15 protein-coding genes and 1 pseudogene are annotated in these 17,665 nt (G+C 66.7%); 6 read left to right on the top strand and 10 right to left on the bottom strand.

Going from position 1 to position 17,665, the window contains the following annotated elements; translation table 11 throughout:
* Positions 1 to 40: 40 nt before the first annotated feature.
* The 5 genes from FM104_RS15790 to FM104_RS15775 all read right to left on the bottom strand — a co-directional run bounded on the left by FM104_RS15790 (position 41) and on the right by FM104_RS15775 (position 3,797).
* The gene (locus FM104_RS15790; RefSeq protein ID WP_087053545.1) at positions 41 to 1,306 is read right to left on the bottom strand and encodes an MFS transporter; all 1,266 of its coding nucleotides are present in this window, start codon (positions 1,304 to 1,306) and stop codon (positions 41 to 43) included.
* Between the two features lie 46 nt (positions 1,307 to 1,352).
* Entirely contained in the window at positions 1,353 to 2,093 is a 741-nt protein-coding gene (locus tag FM104_RS15785; RefSeq protein WP_159456921.1) for a siderophore-interacting protein, read from the bottom strand.
* Positions 2,093 to 2,263, bottom strand: a complete 171-nt coding sequence (locus FM104_RS16605; protein ID WP_159456922.1) for a hypothetical protein — start codon at positions 2,261 to 2,263, stop codon at positions 2,093 to 2,095. The genes FM104_RS15785 and FM104_RS16605 overlap by 1 nt, the downstream gene beginning before the upstream one ends.
* The gene (locus FM104_RS15780) at positions 2,260 to 2,976 is read right to left on the bottom strand and encodes a helix-turn-helix domain-containing protein (RefSeq protein WP_087133162.1); all 717 of its coding nucleotides are present in this window, start codon (positions 2,974 to 2,976) and stop codon (positions 2,260 to 2,262) included. The genes FM104_RS16605 and FM104_RS15780 overlap by 4 nt, the downstream gene beginning before the upstream one ends.
* Positions 2,977 to 3,092: 116 nt before the next feature.
* Positions 3,093 to 3,797, bottom strand: coding sequence for a TetR/AcrR family transcriptional regulator (locus tag FM104_RS15775; RefSeq protein WP_087053547.1), 705 nt, complete (start codon positions 3,795 to 3,797; stop codon positions 3,093 to 3,095).
* Positions 3,798 to 3,874: 77 nt separating this feature from the next.
* On the opposite strand from FM104_RS15775, the gene FM104_RS15770 reads away from it, so the two are divergent.
* Both FM104_RS15770 and FM104_RS15765 read left to right on the top strand, forming a co-directional pair.
* The gene (locus FM104_RS15770; RefSeq protein ID WP_218778595.1) at positions 3,875 to 7,522 is read left to right on the top strand and encodes an ABC transporter ATP-binding protein; all 3,648 of its coding nucleotides are present in this window, start codon (positions 3,875 to 3,877) and stop codon (positions 7,520 to 7,522) included.
* Positions 7,519 to 8,820: an MFS transporter gene (locus FM104_RS15765; RefSeq protein WP_087133160.1), complete on the top strand. Its 1,302-nt coding sequence runs from the start codon at positions 7,519 to 7,521 to the stop codon at positions 8,818 to 8,820. The genes FM104_RS15770 and FM104_RS15765 overlap by 4 nt, the downstream gene beginning before the upstream one ends.
* 261 nt (positions 8,821 to 9,081) lie before the next feature.
* Here the strand turns inward: FM104_RS15765 and FM104_RS15760 are convergent, their stop codons facing one another.
* Entirely contained in the window at positions 9,082 to 10,170 is a 1,089-nt protein-coding gene (locus tag FM104_RS15760; RefSeq protein ID WP_218778594.1) for a DNA-methyltransferase, read from the bottom strand.
* Between the two features lie 258 nt (positions 10,171 to 10,428).
* Entirely contained in the window at positions 10,429 to 10,755 is a 327-nt protein-coding gene (locus FM104_RS15755; RefSeq protein WP_327078608.1) for a hypothetical protein, read from the bottom strand.
* A gap of 188 nt (positions 10,756 to 10,943) precedes the next feature.
* On the opposite strand from FM104_RS15755, the gene FM104_RS15750 reads away from it, so the two are divergent.
* Positions 10,944 to 11,990 carry an IS110 family transposase gene (locus FM104_RS15750; RefSeq protein ID WP_086990896.1) on the top strand — a complete coding sequence of 349 codons (1,047 nt, stop codon included), beginning with the start codon at positions 10,944 to 10,946 and terminating at the stop codon, positions 11,988 to 11,990.
* Positions 11,991 to 12,010: 20 nt separating this feature from the next.
* On the opposite strand, the pseudogene FM104_RS15745 reads toward FM104_RS15750, so the two are convergent.
* A pseudogene (locus FM104_RS15745) lies at positions 12,011 to 12,307 on the bottom strand (transposase); the annotation flags it as partial.
* A gap of 581 nt (positions 12,308 to 12,888) precedes the next feature.
* On the opposite strand from FM104_RS15745, the gene FM104_RS15735 reads away from it, so the two are divergent.
* The 3 genes from FM104_RS15735 to FM104_RS15725 are packed head-to-tail and all read left to right on the top strand — an operon-like array spanning position 12,889 to position 14,879.
* The gene (locus FM104_RS15735; protein ID WP_087055259.1) at positions 12,889 to 13,500 is read left to right on the top strand and encodes a TetR/AcrR family transcriptional regulator; all 612 of its coding nucleotides are present in this window, start codon (positions 12,889 to 12,891) and stop codon (positions 13,498 to 13,500) included.
* A 37-nt stretch (positions 13,501 to 13,537) separates the two neighbouring features.
* Entirely contained in the window at positions 13,538 to 14,113 is a 576-nt protein-coding gene (locus tag FM104_RS15730; protein WP_087133159.1) for a hypothetical protein, read from the top strand.
* A gap of 13 nt (positions 14,114 to 14,126) precedes the next feature.
* Positions 14,127 to 14,879 (top strand): VOC family protein, encoded by a 753-nt coding sequence (locus FM104_RS15725; RefSeq protein WP_087133158.1) that lies wholly within the window; start codon positions 14,127 to 14,129, stop codon positions 14,877 to 14,879.
* A gap of 312 nt (positions 14,880 to 15,191) precedes the next feature.
* Here the strand turns inward: FM104_RS15725 and FM104_RS15720 are convergent, their stop codons facing one another.
* Both FM104_RS15720 and FM104_RS15715 read right to left on the bottom strand, forming a co-directional pair.
* Entirely contained in the window at positions 15,192 to 16,913 is a 1,722-nt protein-coding gene (locus FM104_RS15720; RefSeq protein WP_029153853.1) for a copper resistance protein CopC, read from the bottom strand.
* Positions 16,910 to 17,647 (bottom strand): YcnI family copper-binding membrane protein, encoded by a 738-nt coding sequence (locus tag FM104_RS15715; protein WP_084644363.1) that lies wholly within the window; start codon positions 17,645 to 17,647, stop codon positions 16,910 to 16,912. The genes FM104_RS15720 and FM104_RS15715 overlap by 4 nt, the downstream gene beginning before the upstream one ends.
* Between the last annotated feature and the right edge of the window lie 18 nt (positions 17,648 to 17,665).

Here is a 17,665-nt window from a genome sequence, read left to right as displayed (position 1 = left end):
TGGACTCGGCAGCCATGGCGGCAGGCACCGGCGGGGCCTGTTACCGCGATGGTGCCGAGCTCTCGTCGGGATGGTTCGGCCGTGAGGGTCGTGTGAAGCGCGGGTGAGTGAGGACGAAGGTGGTGACGGTGGCCATAATGATGGCGGCGACGATCACGGGCAGGGGTGTCCAGGCGCTGTAGAGGGCAGTGCCGGCGGTGGGTGCGATGACGAAGGTGAGGCCGTTGGTGGCGCCGATGAGTCCGGCCAGTCCGCCTTGTTCGTGGCGTTCCATGAGCAGGGAGGGCCCTGCGGTGTAGCCGGGCATGGCGATGCCGAGCCCGAGACCGATCAGCAGCATCGCGGCGAGGATCGAGGCCATGCCCAGGTCGGGGATCAAGACGACGAACCCGATCAGGGCGGTGGCGCTGCCGGTGCGCAACAGCGCGGGTGGTCCCCATCCCAGGCGCGGGACGATGACGGCTTGAGCGAGGACCATGCCGACGCCGGCGGCCAGGAGCGCTGCGCCGGTGACCAGTCCGGTGGCGGAGGCGTCGAGGCCGAGGCGGTCCTGGACGATGAATCCGGTGATGACCTGGATGAACCCGAGGGCGGTGAACATGCCGAACCCGGCCAGCAGGAACGGCCAGACGCGCGGGTCGGTGGGGCGGATCCGGGCGGGGTCGTCGATGAGTGTGGTGCGCGGCTCGCGGCGCAACCGGAATCCGACGATGCTCAGCCCGGCGATGAGAAGGACAGGAACGGCCGCGAGGGAGGTCATCAGACCGAACGCGGACAGCGCTCCGCCAATGATGGCGCCGCCGACCATCGCGATGCCTTGCACGGCGCCGACGCCGGCCATCCCTTTCACACGGGTGCGTTCGTCGATGGTGACGTCGGCGATGTAGGCCTGCGCGGTCGGAGGGACGGCCGCGATCGCGGTGCCGAACGCGATGCCGCGCAGCAGCACGAACAACACGAACAGCACGGTCCCGCCGATCAGGCCGGTCATCCCGAGCTGCGCGACGATCGTGAACAGGATCATCGAGACGGCGGCGAGGGTGAGCGCGCCGACGAGGACAGGTTTGCGTCCCCAGGACTGGGAGCGGCGTCCCCACAGCTGGCTGGTGGTGACGACCATGATCGCGGCGGTGCTGATGGTCACCCCGACCTGCCATTCGGCCAATCCGACCTCGCGGGCGAGCGGGGCGATGACCGGGTTGAGGGTCATCTGCCCCAGGAACACGATCAGCACCGCAGACAGGACGAGCGGGATCTGCGGCGAGTGCTGGACCGGCACGGGCACGGTGGACGGAGAACGGTTCATGACCTGGGCTTTCCAAGAGCGGGGGTGGACGAGTGGAGAGTCGGGGTCAGCCGGTGGCTTTGCCGTGGATCCAGTAGAACTGGGTGAACTGCGAGGACCGGTCCAGCTGGAGGTGGTCGCGGAACACCGAACGGACATGTTTGATCAGGGTCTTCTCTCCCGCCGCCCACGCGTACAGGCCCGGCCGGGCGTGCTCGGAACCCGTCAGATGCGCCGCGAGCGCGGCACCGCGCGTCGCCTCTGGCCCCACCCAGGTCCAGGTCACGTTCTCTCGCGCTGCACAGGGCAGGCCGGCGAGGTCGTCGTGATCGTCTTCGATCGCCACTGATACGGGCAGGTGGGTGGGGATGGCGTCGATCCAGGTGTTGATCGCGGGCAGGGCGGTGGTGTCGCCGGCGAGGATGACCTCGGTTGCTTTCTCGGGCAGGCTGATTCTGGCTGGGGTCAGTGCGACGTCGAGCCTCTGGCCGATGGCGGCGTTCTTTGCCCAGTCTCCGGCGGGGCCGGGTTGTTCGTGCAGGATGAAGTCGAGAGCGAACGTGCCCTCGTCTGGCCGGATGTCGACGAAGGTGTATCCGCGCTGGCTGAGGTGCCCCTCGCCTTTCGCAGGGTGCGGCACCCACAGGCGTAGCCAGAGCGTGGGGAACACCTCCAGCTGGTTGACGAGGTCTGGCGCGGTGAAGGTGATGCGCCGGTAGCACGGGGTGTAGTCGTGGATCACGGTGACGGTGACCGCGTGGTTGGGAATGCGCATCAGGCGCATCACGCCGCGCTGCCAGTTGGCCATCAGTGTGATTCCTGTCCGTGTGGTGTGGCGGTGGGTTCGAGGCGCCATCCGGCAGCGCGGCTGTGTTCGGCCCAGAAGCCGGTATAGCGGGCCGCCGGCAGCCAGGTTGGTTCCGCGTTGAACGATGCGGCCGTGCTCGTGTGCGCCGGAGACTGCTCAACGGTCGTCATGGCGTTTCCTCCTGTCGGGGTGCGAGTTCCTGTGCGATGCCCGCGAGGACGACGCCCAGTTTCCGTTCGAACCACTCGACCGGTTCCACCCGGATCGCCCGCACCATCTCCGCCCGCACCTCGTGCTGCCCTTCCGGTCCCGGTGACACAGGGGCTGTGCGCCATCCGTGTTCCACTCCGCCTCGAGCGGCCGTCTCGCGGCGGACAACCGTCGCGGTGTCGAGCGCCTCGACACCGCGACGGTTGTCCGCCGCGAGGTCGAAGACGAGGTCGACGGCGAGCACGGCATCCGCGGCGATGAACCCCCGCTCCACGAGCGCTCCGCCTATCCGGTCGGCGAGTCCCACTATCGATGGCGGGATCACTCCACGCGAGATCGCGAACACCGCACCGGGATGCTTTTCCCACGCCCGCCAGGACGCCACCGCCCATCGCCGCAACAATGAGTCCCACCGGCCTGTAAGATCCGGCCAGGCGAAACCAGACACCGCCTCTTCCAACCCGAGACGCACCAGCTCGTCACGATTGGCCGCGTGCCGATACACCGTCGCCTGCCCGACACCCAGCCGGTCCGCCACCGCAGCGAACGTCACCTCCCGGAAACCGACCGTCACGACCGCGCCGCCGATGGCCGCCGCATCGATCGTGGGTGGACGCCCCGGCCGACGCGCGCGACCTGCCGCACGGCCACCACTTTCTGAGGTAAGGCTCACCTCAACAGATTATGAGAGTAGACTACCGAAATCAAGGGACGGCGTCATCGACACCGAAGGACGGGGTCGACAGCTGGGCTACCCGGGTGCTTGCGGCACATGGCGCAGCGCCTGGTTCATTCGAGCAGGTGCTCGATGGTGGCGATTCGCATGGCGATGGTCTCGGCGAACATCTCATCGCTGGTGCGGGGGTCAAGGTCGGACGCTTCTCGTGACCGTGGTGCAACGACGTCGGGGAGGGAGTCCAGCCAGGCTTCGGGCACTGGTTGGCTCATCATCCGGCGCAGTTCGTCGTCGCCGCGGTCGTAGCGGTAGTCGATCAGCAGCGTGAAGGCGAACACGTCGAAGAGGAACCCGCTGCGTATCACGAGCGCCTGGGGCAGTGTCAACCCGAGGTCGACCAAGAACTGTAGGAGGCGTTCGGCAAGGATCACCCGGTGCGGGTCGACCGACGTGGCACTGACGGTCTCGTCCAGTGAGATCAGGGTGGCGCGCGGGTAGGCCCGGTAGGCCTGGCGGGCTTTGTCGTAGGCATCGCGGAGCGCGTCGCGCCAATCCGGGTGGTCGAAGGCCGGCATGGGCGTGTGCTGCAGCATGCGCGCGGCGGCGAGATCGATCACTTCCTGCCGGTCTGCGACATGGTTGTAGAGCGCTCTCGGGGTCACGTCGAGCTGGCGAGCGAGTCTGTGCATGGAGAGCGCGGCGAAGCCTTCTGCACCTGCGATCGCGAGCGCGGTCTCGACGATGAGGTCGCGACTCAGGACGATGTCACCCTGACGGGGGCGCCCTCTCCCCCGGTCGCTACGGCGCTCAGTGGACACACCACGATCCTAGCTTGGCGAGAACAGTAAATACATGGCTATTGATTTTCGCGCTTGCTGCTGCTAGCCTCACTTAGGTGACCCTTACTCGAGCTAATGCCCTGATGTCTGGAGCTGGCGAGGCAGGTGCCCGGCCCGGTGCGGAACCCACCACCCTCGGTGCGATCGTGGCCGGGCACCGGCTCGGGCTTGTGGCCTCTGCCGTGCTCGCCGTCGTCGGTACCGGGTGCTCGCTGGCGCCGTATCTCGCGGTGTATGCGGTGACGGTGACTTTGTTCGCCGGACCGTCGGCCGATATCGCAGCGGTCGGCTGGATCGCGTGGTGGACGGCGGTCGCGCTCGTCGTGCGCGCGATCGCGAACGGCCTGTCCACCCACGTCGGGCATGTCGCCGCGTACCGGATCCTCGGCGACCTGCGGCGTGCCATCGCTGCGAAGCTGCAGGTGCTGCCGCTCGGGCGGGTGCAGGCGAGGTCGACGGGTGAGCTGAAGAAGGTGCTGCACGACGACGTCGAGCAGCTCGAGGAGGCGCTCGCGCATGGCGTTCCCGACGGCGCCGCCGCTGCGGCGGTGCCTGTGGCGACGACAATCGCATTGTTCGTCGTCGACTGGAGGCTCGCGCTCGTGGCACTCGCCTCGCTCGTGCTGCTCGTCGTCGTCTCCGCGGTCGGTATGAGGCTCGCGCAGCGCAACAACGCCGCTCTCGCCGAGCACTCGACCACGCTCAGCCGGGCCGTCATGGGGTATCTGCAGGGCATCAAGGTCATCCGCGGGTACCTGCGGCCGGACACCGGCTACGACCAGGCACGCGCAGCCGTCATCGAGGCCGCGCGTCTGCAGACGGCGGCGACAGCCGGGCCGGTGAAGTGGCTGGTGGCGGCGATGACCGTGGCCACGGGGCTCACGGTCGCGCTGCTCATCCCCGTCGCGGGTCTGCGCTTCACCTCCGGTGAGCTGGATCTGGCGACGCTCGTGCTGTTCCTGCTGCTGGCGCTCGGGTATCTCACGCCCGTCATGGGCCTCGTCGGCACGCTGGCGACGATCCTCGTCAGGATCCAGCTGGCGGCGGGGACGATCACCGAGATCCTCGCCGAGGACCCGCTGCCCGCACCGGCCGAGCCCGTCGTCCCCGAGCGTTTCGACGTGGAGTTCGACGATGTGCGGTTCGCCTACCGCGAGGACGCGCCGGTGCTCGACGGCATCAGCCTGACCGCACGGGAAGGGGAGACACTCGCGCTCGTCGGCCGGACCGGCAGCGGTAAATCGACGCTCGCCAGGCTCGTGGCGCGATTCTCCGACGTCGATTCCGGTGCGGTACGCATCGGCGGGGTCGACGTGCGGCAGATCCCCTCAGAGTCGCTCGCGGGGCTCGTGGCGTTCATCCAGCAGGACGAGTATGTCTTCGCCGCGTCGCTGCTGGAGAACATCCGCATCGCCAGACCGGACGCGACCGATGCCGAGTCGATCGCCGCCGCGGAACGCGCCCAGCTCGGCGACGTCGCTGCCGCACTGTTCCAGGGGTGGGCGACCGAGCTGCCCGCCGGCGGCGGGGTGCTGTCCGGCGGTGAACGGCAGCGCATCGCCATCGCCCGGGCGATCCTCAAGGACGCGCGCATCCTCGTGCTCGACGAGATCACCGCATCGCTGGACGCCACCACCGAACGCAACACACTCGAGGCTCTCGATGAAGTCATAGCGGGACGTACCGTGATCGCGATCGCCCACCGGCTCTCCACCATCCAGCACAGCGCCCAGATCGCCTATCTCGACCAGGGTGTAGTCGCCGCGACCGGCGACCACGAGGGGTTGCTCGAGACGTGTACCCCGTATCGGGAGCTCTGGCACTCCTACCGGGACGCCGCGGGCTGGCGGCTCGAGGCATCGACCGCACCGGTACCCGCGCCGGCACCCGCTACGAATGTCGCCGAGAACCTCCCGGACAGCGCCGCGGACGAGTGGGGGCAGGCTGCGCGTTCCGTCGTGCGAGCGCACATCGGCGGGCTCGGCTTCGCCAGGCAGTGGCGGGCCCTGTACGGGCGGAGCTGGCAGACGCTGTGGCGCCGCGGGTTCGTGCGACTCATCGCGGAATCGCTCGTGCGCGGGGCGCCGCTCATCGCGGTCTTCGTGATCGTCATGGCCGCCATCGGCGAGGGATGGGCCGGCGGCCTCGACGCGTCACTGGTCTGGACCGTCACGGCGCTGCTCGCCGGCATGCTGGTATTGCGCCTGCTCGCCTCCGTCTGGTCCAACGCGCTGGTGTGGCGGTTGTCGGCCCGCTCCAAGGCCGATCTGCAGCTGTCGGTGCTCGAACGTCTCCGGCGGGTTCCGCTGGGGTTCTTCGGTCGCGTCGACAACGGCAGGATCGCCACGCTCGTCGGCAACGACACGGCGATGATCGACTTCCAGAACGTCCCGCAGCAGATCGTCGGCGGGCTCGTGCAACCCGTCTACGCGATGATCATCCTGCTCGTCATCGACTGGCGGCTCGCCCTCGCGGCGCTCATCGGCCTGCCGTTGTTCTGGCTGCTGACAGTGTGGAGCGATCGCATCCACCACCGGGCCTTCGCCGACCTCTACGCCGCGAGACAGGAGGCCACCGTCGCACTGCTCGACCAGGCCCGCGGCGCCGCTGTGCTGCGTGGGAACCCTGGGTCGGCGATGGCAGCCCGCTATGACACCGCGATCTCACGGCTCTCCGCCGCCAGCACGGCCATGTCGGTACGGGCCACGCCCGCGACGGCGCTCGGCTCGATCGCGGTGGAGTCCGGGCAAGTGGTGCTCATCGTCGTCGGGGCAGGTCTGTACGCCACTGGGGCGGTGCCTGCCGTCACCCTGCTGGCCTTCCTGTTCCTGTCGCTGACGATCTACCAGCCCATCCAAGAGCTCATGATGCTCGCCGGCTACCGGCGCAACCAGCAGCAGATCGCCGCCAAGATCGGCGAGATCTGGGACGCTCCCGTGCTCAGTGAGCCCGAACTTTCCGCGGAGCCCGCCGACGGGTCGGTCGAGTTCCGCGACGTCTCCTTCACATACGACGGCGCATCGCAACCGGCCCTCACGGGTGTATCGTTCCGAGCCGAGCCTGGGCAGATCACCGCACTCGTCGGACCGTCGGGCTCGGGCAAGTCGACCATCGCCCACCTGGCCGCACGACTGTGGGACGTCCCATCGGGGCACGTGCTGCTCGGCGGCGTACCGGTCACCGAACTCGGCAGCGACCGCGTCATGGCACAGGTGGCGGTCGTGCACCAGGACGTCTACCTCTTCGACGACACCGTGCGCCACAACCTCGCACTCGGACACCCGTACGCCACCGATGACGAGCTGTGGGCCGCGCTCGAGGCCGCGCAGTGCGACGACGTCGTCCGGGCGCTGCCCCACGGCCTCGACACCGTGCTGCACGACGGCGGCACCGACCTGTCCGGCGGACAACGCCAACGGCTCGCGATCGCCCGAGCCCTGCTGAAGGACGCGCCGGTGCTCATCCTCGATGAGGCCGTCGCCGCAGTCGACCCCGGCACCGAAGACCGCATCCAGCGAGCACTGTCCTCGCTCGTGGCCGGCCGCACCGTGCTCGTCATCGCGCACCGCCTGACCACCATCGCCGCCGCTGACCGCATCGTCGTGGTCGAACACGGCCGCATCGCCGGCATCGGCGCCCACACCAAACTGCTGGGCGACTGCCCGGCCTACGCGGATCTCGCCGCCCAGCAAGGAGCATCATGACCACCAGCCGCCCCCCGATTCCCGGTGGCCAGTCCCGTCGCGGGAGGCTCGCACTCGTCGCCGCGCTCTACTGCACCCAGAACCTGAGCCTGGGCTTCTTCACCTACGCGTTCCTGACCATCGCGCAGGCCCGTGGCGTGCCACTCGCGCTCATCGGGGCCGCAGCGGGCATCGCAACACTACTCACGCTCAAGTTCCTGTGGGCGCCGGTCGTCGACCGGTTCGGGTCACGACGGCTCGGACACTATCGCGGCTGGCTCCTCCTCACGCAGTCGCTGCTCGCCATAGGATGCGCCTCGCTCGCCCTGTTCGACCCGGCCACCCAGTTCACGACCCTGCTCGCGCTGTTCGCGGTGATCTTCGTCGTCGCCGCCACCCAAGACGTCGCCGCCGACGCCGCCGCGACAAGACTCCTTCGGCCAGACGAGCGCGGCCTGGGCAACGGCTTCCAATCGGCGGGATCGTCAGTGGCACAGGTCGTCGGCGGTGGCGTCGTACTCGTCGTCTACCAGGCGGCGGGATGGCAGATCGCCGCGCTCTGCCTCGCCGCATGCACGCTCGTCGCGTTGCCCTTCGTCCTCCGCTGGCGCGAGGAGGCCGATGAACGCGACGTGCCGGCACCCCGCGTCACGCTACGCACGATCGGCCAGTTCTTCGGCGATCGGCGCGTGCGATGGTGGAGTCTCGCACTCATCCCCGCGTACAGTGCGGGCTTCACCATCGCCTATAACCTCGTACGCCCCATGCTCGTCACCGACGGCTGGGACGAGGCCACGATCGGCCTGTACGTCGTGATCGGCGGCAGTCTCACCGGCGTCGCAGCCGGCATCCTCGCCGGCGTATACATCGCCCGGATCGGCAGACGACCCGCACTACTGTGGCTGGGCGGACTACAGGTGCTCGCCACCTTCGGCACCCTGCCGATCGCACTCGGTGCGACCTGGCCATGGCTCGTGCTGCTGGTCGTGGCACTGTCGAACGCCGCATTCGCAGCCGCCTTCGCGATCATCTACACGATCTCGATGGACCTCACCCGCCCCGAAAGCGCAGGCACCGACTTCACCCTCTTCACCACCATCACGTCACTCCTCATGGTCATCTCCGGCGGCTCCGGCCTCGCACTCGCGGGCACCTTCGGATTCGTCCCAGTCATACTCGGCGCCGGAGTGCTGTCCGCACTCGGACTCACGGTGGTCGTATGGAACATCGGCCGCGTACTCGACGACGACATCCAGAACACTCATCACGCCACACCGTCGACTGGCAGCCGAGAACCTCGTGGCACCCGTCAACGCTGACGCCGGTGGCGACGAGTACGACAGTTTCAGGACATCGGTACCAGTCACCGATCCTGTGGCGCTGACCTGCCGACGCTGCGCGGTGCGGAGTCCCAAAGGAAGCGGCATCAGACCGAGGGCGCTTCGGTCGATGCCATCGCCAAACAACACCACGGAACACTCACACTCTCAGCAAGGGGCCGGCGGACTCGACGTTATGCCTCCGTGGCGGACAGCTATGCCCCAAACCGCTGCTGGCGGTCCCCGGTAGGCACTCAACGGTCACGCTCGAGAAGACCTGTCCAGACGGGAGCGGACCAGAGGCACGTACGCTGCTTCCTTCTCTACCGCGACCACACAAAACCCCGCTCCAGCTGCGGCCTCCACCGTGGTGCCGGATCCGGCAAATGGCTCCAGCACCATGCCACGCGGTGGGGTGACGAGCGTGACCAGCCAGCGCATCAGCGCCAGTGGTTTTACCGTTGAGTGCGACACCCCGAATGCCCGAGGACGCTCAGCGGCGGAGGGCTTTCGGTCGAAGCGGAAGATCGGGAACTTCCTCGATAGCGACTCGCCTTGCCATGTCCCCGTCAACACATCCAACGCATCCGCTTGACTGGCATCGAATGCGACGTTCGTCGGCCACCGGCCGTCAGCGAACCCGGCGCCGTCGATGTTGAGCCCGCCGACACCGTGACTGAGGACGTTTCGGACGACGCTTCCTTCGGGTGGTTTGCGGGCGATGATGATCGGCTCGAACGCAGGCCGCAATGCCGTGCCCCACCCTTCCCACCGTGTCGCGTCCTCGGTGACCGGTGTGCCTTTCGACAGTACAGTGCGCGTTGCGCCGAGCACCCCGTCGTGATCCGTGGCCTGCACGACCCGGTCGGCGCGCTGCATGCCGTGGTGCTTGTCGATCGTGTGCGAGAGGTCCAAGCTCTTGGGCATCCCGGTTGTGTGCAACCATGCGATCTGGTCGCGGATCTCGAACCCTGCATTCTCGATCCCGCGCACCATGCGATGCCAGGTGCGTGCACCACCGAATGCTGCAACATACGCGCCCGGCTTGAGTGCGTGCAATGCTCCTGCAGCCCAGGCCGTGCACCAGGTCTCGAATACCTCCGGCGCACTCATCCCAGTCATGTCGATGTGCGGGAGGGACTCGCGGAACCCGGAAGCGTCGTCCCAGGCTTGCCCGTTGAAGCTCAGCCCATACGGCGGGTCGGTCACCAGGGCGTCGATGCTGGCCTCGGGCAGGAGCGGGAGAAGCTCAACGGTGTCACCGAGGTAGAGCGTCGCCCGCTCATCGGCGAAGACGGGCGCGGGAATTTCGGCCAGGCGCGGGGCGGGCGACGGTATGGGGTCAGGCATGGCGGGGGCTCCTTGCTGTTCGGGGCCTGTCCGCCTTCGTGTGCGACGAACAGGGTCACCCAGCAGGTACGGGCCATACCGACGAAACCGAGCCCACACAGCCCCAGCGTCGACGCCAGGCGAGAGTCAGTCCCAGCGGGCCGAGTCCGAGCTCCCCCGAGGTGCCTGCGCTTCGCTGATTTCCAGTGCCAGCTTTCTCCCACACACGATCGGCAATCAACGATTGAAGGCCCCCGGAGATGCATTTCGAAACGCCGTTTATTGGGGTACGGAGCCTATGGCCTCTTTCGGTTTCTCCCAGGTGAGCAAGTATCGGTAGTAGAGCCCACGACGGAGCTTTCGTCCAGGAAGGACTTTCCTGCTCACATGTCGGATTACCGCGAGGTTCTCGCGTGGTTCCGTGGTGGGGACTCCAACGTCGGCCGTCTCCCGGTGGAGGAGCGATCCGATCCTCACGAATAGAAGGGCAGCGGCCGAGAGGATCCAGTCGGACGGGGTGTGGTTCGCTGCGAGACCGACGACCATCAGGTGCCCTCCGGGGCGAAGCAGTGCTGCGGCTTGCTCGAGCGTGGGCTGGAGTTCCATGTGGTGGAGTGTCGCGACAAGGGCGATCATGTCGAACCGTGCGGCACCGGGTTCGAAGGAGGCAAAGCTGGTGCGTTGCAGCGAAATGCTCTCAGTGTCGTGCAGTCGGGTGTGTGACTCATTACAGATGTGACTCTTCGCGACCCTACGAGCCGGCGCCTGTCCGCATTCACTACTTGGAGGTTCTCGTGGTCCTTGTTGCCGAACAGTTCGAGCACGTCGTCGGCATCGACACGCATGCTCGCACGCACACCTACTGCCTTATCCATGCGCGCACTGGCGCACTCATCGATACCGCGACGTTCCCGACGTCAGCGGCCGGCAACGCCCGCGCAGTCAGTTGGATCGCTCGACGCGCCCACGGCACGAGCGTCCTCGCCGGTGTTGAGGGCACCTCATCCTACGGCGCAAGCATCACGGCCGTGCTGACCGAGACCGGGATCGAGGTTGCCGAAGTCCGACCTGCATCACGCGCATCGCATGCTCATACCGGAAAGTCTGACGCAATCGATGCTGAAGCCGCTGCTCGATCGCTACTTGGTCGCGACGTCGACAAGCTTGCGCAACCACGCCAGCCCGGTGACCGCGCGGCCTTGCGAGTCCTGCTCACCGCACGGTCGCTGATCGACCAGCAGCGCACCGCTAACCGCAATGCTCTCAATGCTCTCGCCCGCAGCGTCGACCTCGGCCTCGACGCACGCAAGCCCCTCACCGATGCCCAGATCAAGACCATCGCAGCATGGCGCATCCCTCGTGATGCAGAACCGGTGCGGGTGCTACGGGCCGAGGCCAAGCGTCTCGCCGCAACGATTCTGGAGCAAAGCGCCGCGCTCAACGTGAATCACAAACAACTCGCTGACCTTACCGAGCGCCTCGCCCCGGGACTTCAGGAACTGCCCGGAGTCGGCCCCGTCACCGGAGCCATACTCGTCACGGCATACTCACACCACGGACGCATCCGCTCAGAAGCCGCCTTCGCGGCGCTAGGCGGCATTGCACCGTTGCCCGCATCTTCGGGGAACAGCACCCGGCACCGCCTCTCGCGCTCAGGAGACCGACAACTCAATCGCGCTGTTGATGTCATCGTTCGAACTCGCATGAGCTACGACACCACCACTCGCACGTATGTTGCCCGGCGCCGTGCCGAAGGACGCACCGCACGCGAGGTCCGACGCTGCCTCAAGCGCTACGTCGTCAGAGCACTCTTCCGCGAGCTCCAGACCCGTATGACTTGACATCAGGCATAGAAGCGTCATTTTGGGGGCAGGATATGCGCCTGAGACAGATACGCCGCAGCCCGCCGGAGCACCTCATTCTCCATCTCCAGCTCCCGGATCCGCCGCAGCGCCGCCGTCATCTCGCGACGCTCGTCCGGATCGGTCGACGGGATCATCCCATGTGAGCGGAACCGGTCATCGCGAACCCATGTCTGCAGCGCGGTCTTCGAGATCCCGAGGTCCCTGCACACCTTCTTCTGCAACGAGCCCGCAGCGACCATCGCCACCGCGTCCCGCTTGAACTCATCGGAATAGATCTTCGGCACGATTGCCATCCTTCCAGCACGACCCCCAGCCGGGAATCATGCGGTCATGGACTCAACCGAACCTTCAGCAGACCCCAACGATCGGGTATAACGGCGAGTTGCCGGGGGTTCCGTGGCAGAGAAAAGCTCCTTGAAAAACGATCCTGCGCTCGGGAGCCAACGGAGTTGGTCGAGGGCAAACTGCGGGTCGACGTACACAGCAATCGTCCCAACGAAGGCGAGTGGCGATCCGATGTAAACGCGCTCTGCGGGAAGAAGCGCGATGTCCTCTTGAAGCATCGACGGTGAACCTGCGTCGTACGTGATCTTCGTGCTGCCTCCTACGACGTAGACGAGCTTCATCCGCGCGGAGCGGGTGGGGCCGACCGCGCTCACGGCTTGTGCACGGAGCGCACTGACAGGCCCAGCATCGACACGGACGCGCTCGGATGATAATCCGGGCGATGAGGCCGCGTGCTGTCCTTCCGGGCGAGCTCCCGCCGTAAGAGAAGACCCGATTTCACGCGGCATGAGTCTCCTCCCTCCTGAGTGGCCGGAGCGGGCTGCATACCTCTGCTCATACCGGTACCGTATCGTGATACGGTACCGGTATGAGCAGAGCAGGTTCAGGTCGCATAAGGCGCGCCGGCGGTGCGCGGCGCGCCGTGGTTCTCGGGCAGGTGGTGGAGGTGTTGGCGGATCGTGGATTCGCGGGCACGCGGTTCATCGACGTGGCGGAAGCGTCGGGGGTTGCCGTCAGCACGCTTCAGGGCTACTTCGGTTCGCGTGAGGACATGCTGATCGAGGCGCTGGCAGGTGCCACCTCTGGCGAAGTGGCGGCTCTGCATGAGCTCGCCGCAAGGTTCGATGACCCGTGGCAGAAGATGGTCGCGCTGGTCGATCGAGGGCTTTCCACGAGCGTCGCGACGTGGCGGATGCTGATGGAGTTCTGGACCGCCGCCGCGCATGACTCCGAACTGCATAAACATGCCGCCGCTCTTGCCGAGCAGTATCGGGAGCCCTTCACCGATGCGGTGCGTCGAGGCGTCGACGGCGGCTCGTTCACGCCGCGATTCGAGACTTCGGTGATCGTCGACGTGGTCGTAGCAACGATGGACGGACTGCTCTACCCAGTCGTGCTCGGGTACCGTGGATCAGACGACATGGACTACCGCGACGTCGTGCTCGCGCAGCTCGCCTTCGTCCTGGGGGCCGACGCATGACGCTGCGGGTGTCGAGTTGTCCTCGCCGGGCGGGCGCATGATCCTCACCGAGCGCATCGCCCATGCGGTTGCAGCGGGCAAGGTCACCGTGGCCTACCGGCGCTGGAAGCAGCCGCGGGTGAAGCCCGGTACGGAATTCCGCACCGTCGCAGGACTCGTGCGAGTCGAGACGATCAAGCCCGTTGCACCCGCCGGACTCAGTGACGCCGACGCACGCCAGGCCGGTTACGCCACGCTGGACGACCTGACAGCCACCTTCCGCAGCCGCGACCACGATCCGGTCTTCCGCATCGGACTCTCCTGGGTCGCGGCAGACGTACGAGACGAGCTCGCCGCCCATCCGAACCTCACTGCTGAAGACATCACGGGCATCGACGCACTCCTTGACCGACTCGACGCTCGAACTCCTTGGGCACGCACCACTCTTGCGCGCATCCAACTTAAGCCCGGCATCACCGCGGGCGCGCTCACCGACGGCCTGACGGTCGGAAAGGAATCGCTCAAAAGACGTATCCGCACTCTCAAAGAACACGGCCTGACCCGCAGCCTGCGGGTCGGCTACGAACTATCCGAACGCGGCCACGCCTACCTGCGCGCCACCGACCAACAGTAGAAAGAAGCAGCACATGACCAACATCGGACCCGGCACTCCCGCGCTCATCGACCTCCAAACACCCGACGAGGATGCCTCCGTCCAGTTCTACAGCGCGCTGTTCGGCTGGACGATCGACGCACAGAACCCCAGCGGCTACCGCTACGCCCGCACCGACAAAGGAGCGATCATCGCCGGCATCCGCGCGGCCTACGGTGAGGCCACGCCAGCATGGACGCTCTACCTCGCCGCCGACGACATCGCAGAAACCGCACAGGGCGCGACCGTGCAGGGCGGGAGCATCCTGCACGGACCGGTCAACGTGCCGGGACAGGGAGGCGTCCTCATCGTCGCCGAACCGACCGGAGCCATCACCGGGTTCTCGCAGCCCGAGCCCGGCTACGAGTTTGCATCCCATACGCCCGGCACGTTCGCGTGGGCCGAGCTGCTGACTGCGGACGGCAAGGCGGATGACTTCTACTCGGCTCTCACCGGAGCGAGCGTGACCCAGCTTGGTGATGGCGAGCACTACGACTACACGATCTGGACTCCGGCCGGACAGCAGGTTCCCGTTGTAGGGCGACTCCGCACCGATGCTCCCGCAGGCTGGCGCGTCTACTTCGCCGTCGATCCCGACGTCGGCACAGACAAGGTCGTCGAGATCGCCGCCGCCCTCGGCGCTGCGACGCTCACCGAGCCGAACGACATCCCCGCCGGCCGAATCGCCATACTCGCTGACCCCACCGGCGCCGAGTTCGCGCTCCTGACTCCAACACCACGGAAGTGAATCCGCAGCAGATTCGATGATCTCCCAAGGCGGCGTTGCGCGCCTCGCGGCGAGACAACCTCCTGGCGGGCCCCGCCAACCGGTGACGGCTACGAGCTCAACTACCGCCGCAAATGGCGATCGCTCACTGTCAACACCCCTGCGCGCTACTACGCGAAGAAAGGAACGCCGTAGGGGCGCAAAGGTCGCAACGTCCGAATTATCGGTGTGTGCGAGACATAGTCTTGCCGCGGTGGCGCACAAGGGTGCGGCGTCGAACCGATCCGCGCATACATCGCCCCTGACGGCGACGGCTACCCCAGCGCACCGAAGCTAATTGATGGTGATGGGTATCGTGACGATCGGCTGCGCGAAGGTGGATACGCGGGCGAGCACTTGTATCTCCCATTCTCCGGTGACGGGCATGTCTAGATCCGCGGAGTATTGACCGGTTGCTGGGTCGAGTTCAGCTGTGGTCTGGAACGGCCCGAGATCGTGCTCGGCCTGGTGGGTGCGAATGGTCACTTCGTCGGGCGTGACTGGTTCGGCGTCGTATTCGAGTGTGAAGGTGATCCTGTTCTCGCCGGCCACCGCTGGTTCGAGCTCGCCCCGCAGCGATAGCCCCTGGGCATCCGCGTCGATAGTGACGGTCTGAGCGGTGGCGGCCGTGTTCTCGGTTGGCGTGTCGTGGTGTTCGTGTGTGGGGCTGAGATTGGTGAGGAAGCCGGTCAGGAGCAGAATGGCAATGAGGAGTGCGGCTTCGTAGCTGAGGGTTCGGGTCAGCGTCTGCCATTGCATGCGTGCGGTCGGTCGTGACGCGATGCGTGGGAGGAGTCGGGTTCTGTTGTAGGCGGCGATCGCGATGACGGGGATGATGATCCCGATCTTGAGCAGGAGGGTGAGCCCGTAGCTGGTCGTGACGAGAGCGTCGAGGCTTCCGACGATCATGATGCCCATGAGAGTTCCGCTGACTGCGAGGATAAAGACGCTCCAGACCGCGCCGCGGGAGAACCTCTGCACGACCTTCGCGGCGAGAGTCGGTGCGGTACGTGCCTCTTGGGTACTGGTCACGCGGGTGGCGGCGAGGAATAGGAGGAGGCCGAGGACTCCTCCTGTCCAGAAGGAGCCGGCGAGAAGGTGTCCAAGGTCGGCGGCGATGATCAGTGCTCGCGGTTCCATCAGTTGGGTGTGTCCGGCGAGCACGGGCGCAGCCAGCGCGAGGAGCGGCGGCAGCACGGCGAGCAGGCGCATCCCCCTGCGCTCCTGCTGACGCATCGATAGTACGGCGGCTCCGGCGAGTCCTGCGCATACGATGATGGCCGCAGCGACCGGTGCCCAGAGGACACCCGACCACCATGCAGTCGGATCGATCACCGCGGTCAGTGGGTTTCCGGTCACGTTGAGCGCTGACGTGGGTATGAGCAGCAGCGAGGCGGTTCCCGCTCCGATGCCGGTCAGTCGCAGGATGTTCCTGGACCAGTATTCAGGTGGTGCTGTGCTGCGCAGCACCAGTCGCTCGAACAGGATCAGGCCGGCGAAGACCAGGAGCGAGAGGTATTGCAGTGCCGTCAGGGCGCTGACGGCGAACTGGGTGTCTGGAGGTGTCGCGGTTTCCACGATGGGAGCCGTCGCGCTGTCCGCCTGGCCGTCTCCGATGGTGAAGGTGATCGCGCCGGAGATGGGGTGCCCGTCTGCTGAGACGACGCGGTAGCTCAGCGCGTAGCCCGCATCCGCTAGGTCGGCGGGGAGCGCGGCGATGACGCTGGTGTTGGTGACGTGCGCGTCGAGGGTGAGGGGGTTGTCATCGCCGGGAAACAGGCGGATGCTGCCGTCGATGAGCTGTACGGGCTCGTTGAACGTCAGCACCGCCTCAGCGGGAGCCTCATCGAGCACGGCACCGTTCTCCGGTGTCGTGGACAGCAACTCGGCATGCGCGGACGCTGCCTGCGCTCCCGTCAGCGTCAGCAGTCCTCCTAGGAGGAGGGCTGCCAGCGCACGGAGGACCAGGGCGGAACCCTGTCGCGGTGCGTGTTTCCCGGCGATGAGAGTGCTCACGCCTTCTTGCGTCCCCTCAGCAGCGCGATGACAGCGACGATGAGGCCGATACTGCCGACGGCGAGCGAGGTTACAACGAGCGGCGTCTGATCTGCAGGAGCCGCCGCGGATGCCGAATCCTCGTCGTGCGCATCGACGGTGGCGTCAGTGTTGTCACCGTGCCCGTGCGATCCTGCGTCACTGGCTGCGACGACGTCGACGCTGGGGGCTGGCGCGTCCAGATCGTGGCCGTCCTGGCCTTCTTCCGGGATCTGCACCCAGGCGGTCTCGCCCTGCTCGCAGGTCTGCACAGTCGGGAAGTACAGGGCGGTGTCGGCGGCGTCCTCGGGGATCTGCAGCGAGAGTTCGAACGCGTCTCGCTGCCCATCGGGGAGCGGCGTCGCCGCCGTGTAGACGACCTGCGCGACGCGTTCGGTGACCTCGTTGCCGTGGCTGTCAGTGATCGGGGTGTCGAGGTCTTCCATCACCTTCTCGACGGTGTACAGGCTGTTGCGGGTGGGTGTGACGGCGTTGATGCCCTCGGGGATCTGGATCGCCACCTCCGTCGTCGCAGCCCCATCGCATCCATGTGGCACGCTGAACGTGAGGATCGAGTACGAGCCCGCCTCCACCGGGCCTTCCGCGATACTGACGTGTGCGTTCGCAGCGACGGCACCGCCCAGAACCAGTGCGGCAGTAGCCGCGAGGGCTCCGGTTCCGATCAGAAGGGGCCTCTTGGTGCGTCGTGTGTTCATGGTGTCTCTCTTTCTTGT

Origin of the sequence: Microbacterium esteraromaticum (assembly GCF_900163815.1) — a bacterium.
In the GTDB taxonomy this organism is placed as follows: domain Bacteria; phylum Actinomycetota; class Actinomycetes; order Actinomycetales; family Microbacteriaceae; genus Microbacterium; species Microbacterium esteraromaticum_B.
Note: the sequence above shows the minus strand (reverse complement) of the source record. Positions and strands in the feature narration are given on the sequence as shown.

What these genes read in the sequence shown, in the direction of transcription:
- FM104_RS15790 (WP_087053545.1), bottom strand. Translation starts at nt 1,306, where the DNA reads ATGAACCGTTCTCCGTCCACCGTGCCCGTGCCGGTCCAGCACTCGCCG.
- FM104_RS15785 (WP_159456921.1), bottom strand. Translation starts at nt 2,093, where the DNA reads ATGGCCAACTGGCAGCGCGGCGTGATGCGCCTGATGCGCATTCCCAAC.
- FM104_RS16605 (WP_159456922.1), bottom strand. Translation starts at nt 2,263, where the DNA reads ATGACGACCGTTGAGCAGTCTCCGGCGCACACGAGCACGGCCGCATCG.
- FM104_RS15765 (WP_087133160.1), top strand. Translation starts at nt 7,519, where the DNA reads ATGACCACCAGCCGCCCCCCGATTCCCGGTGGCCAGTCCCGTCGCGGG.
- FM104_RS15760 (WP_218778594.1), bottom strand. Translation starts at nt 10,170, where the DNA reads ATGCCTGACCCCATACCGTCGCCCGCCCCGCGCCTGGCCGAAATTCCC.
- FM104_RS15755 (WP_327078608.1), bottom strand. Translation starts at nt 10,755, where the DNA reads ATGGAACTCCAGCCCACGCTCGAGCAAGCCGCAGCACTGCTTCGCCCC.
- FM104_RS15735 (WP_087055259.1), top strand. Translation starts at nt 12,889, where the DNA reads ATGAGCAGAGCAGGTTCAGGTCGCATAAGGCGCGCCGGCGGTGCGCGG.
- FM104_RS15730 (WP_087133159.1), top strand. Translation starts at nt 13,538, where the DNA reads ATGATCCTCACCGAGCGCATCGCCCATGCGGTTGCAGCGGGCAAGGTC.
- FM104_RS15725 (WP_087133158.1), top strand. Translation starts at nt 14,127, where the DNA reads ATGACCAACATCGGACCCGGCACTCCCGCGCTCATCGACCTCCAAACA.
- FM104_RS15715 (WP_084644363.1), bottom strand. Translation starts at nt 17,647, where the DNA reads ATGAACACACGACGCACCAAGAGGCCCCTTCTGATCGGAACCGGAGCC.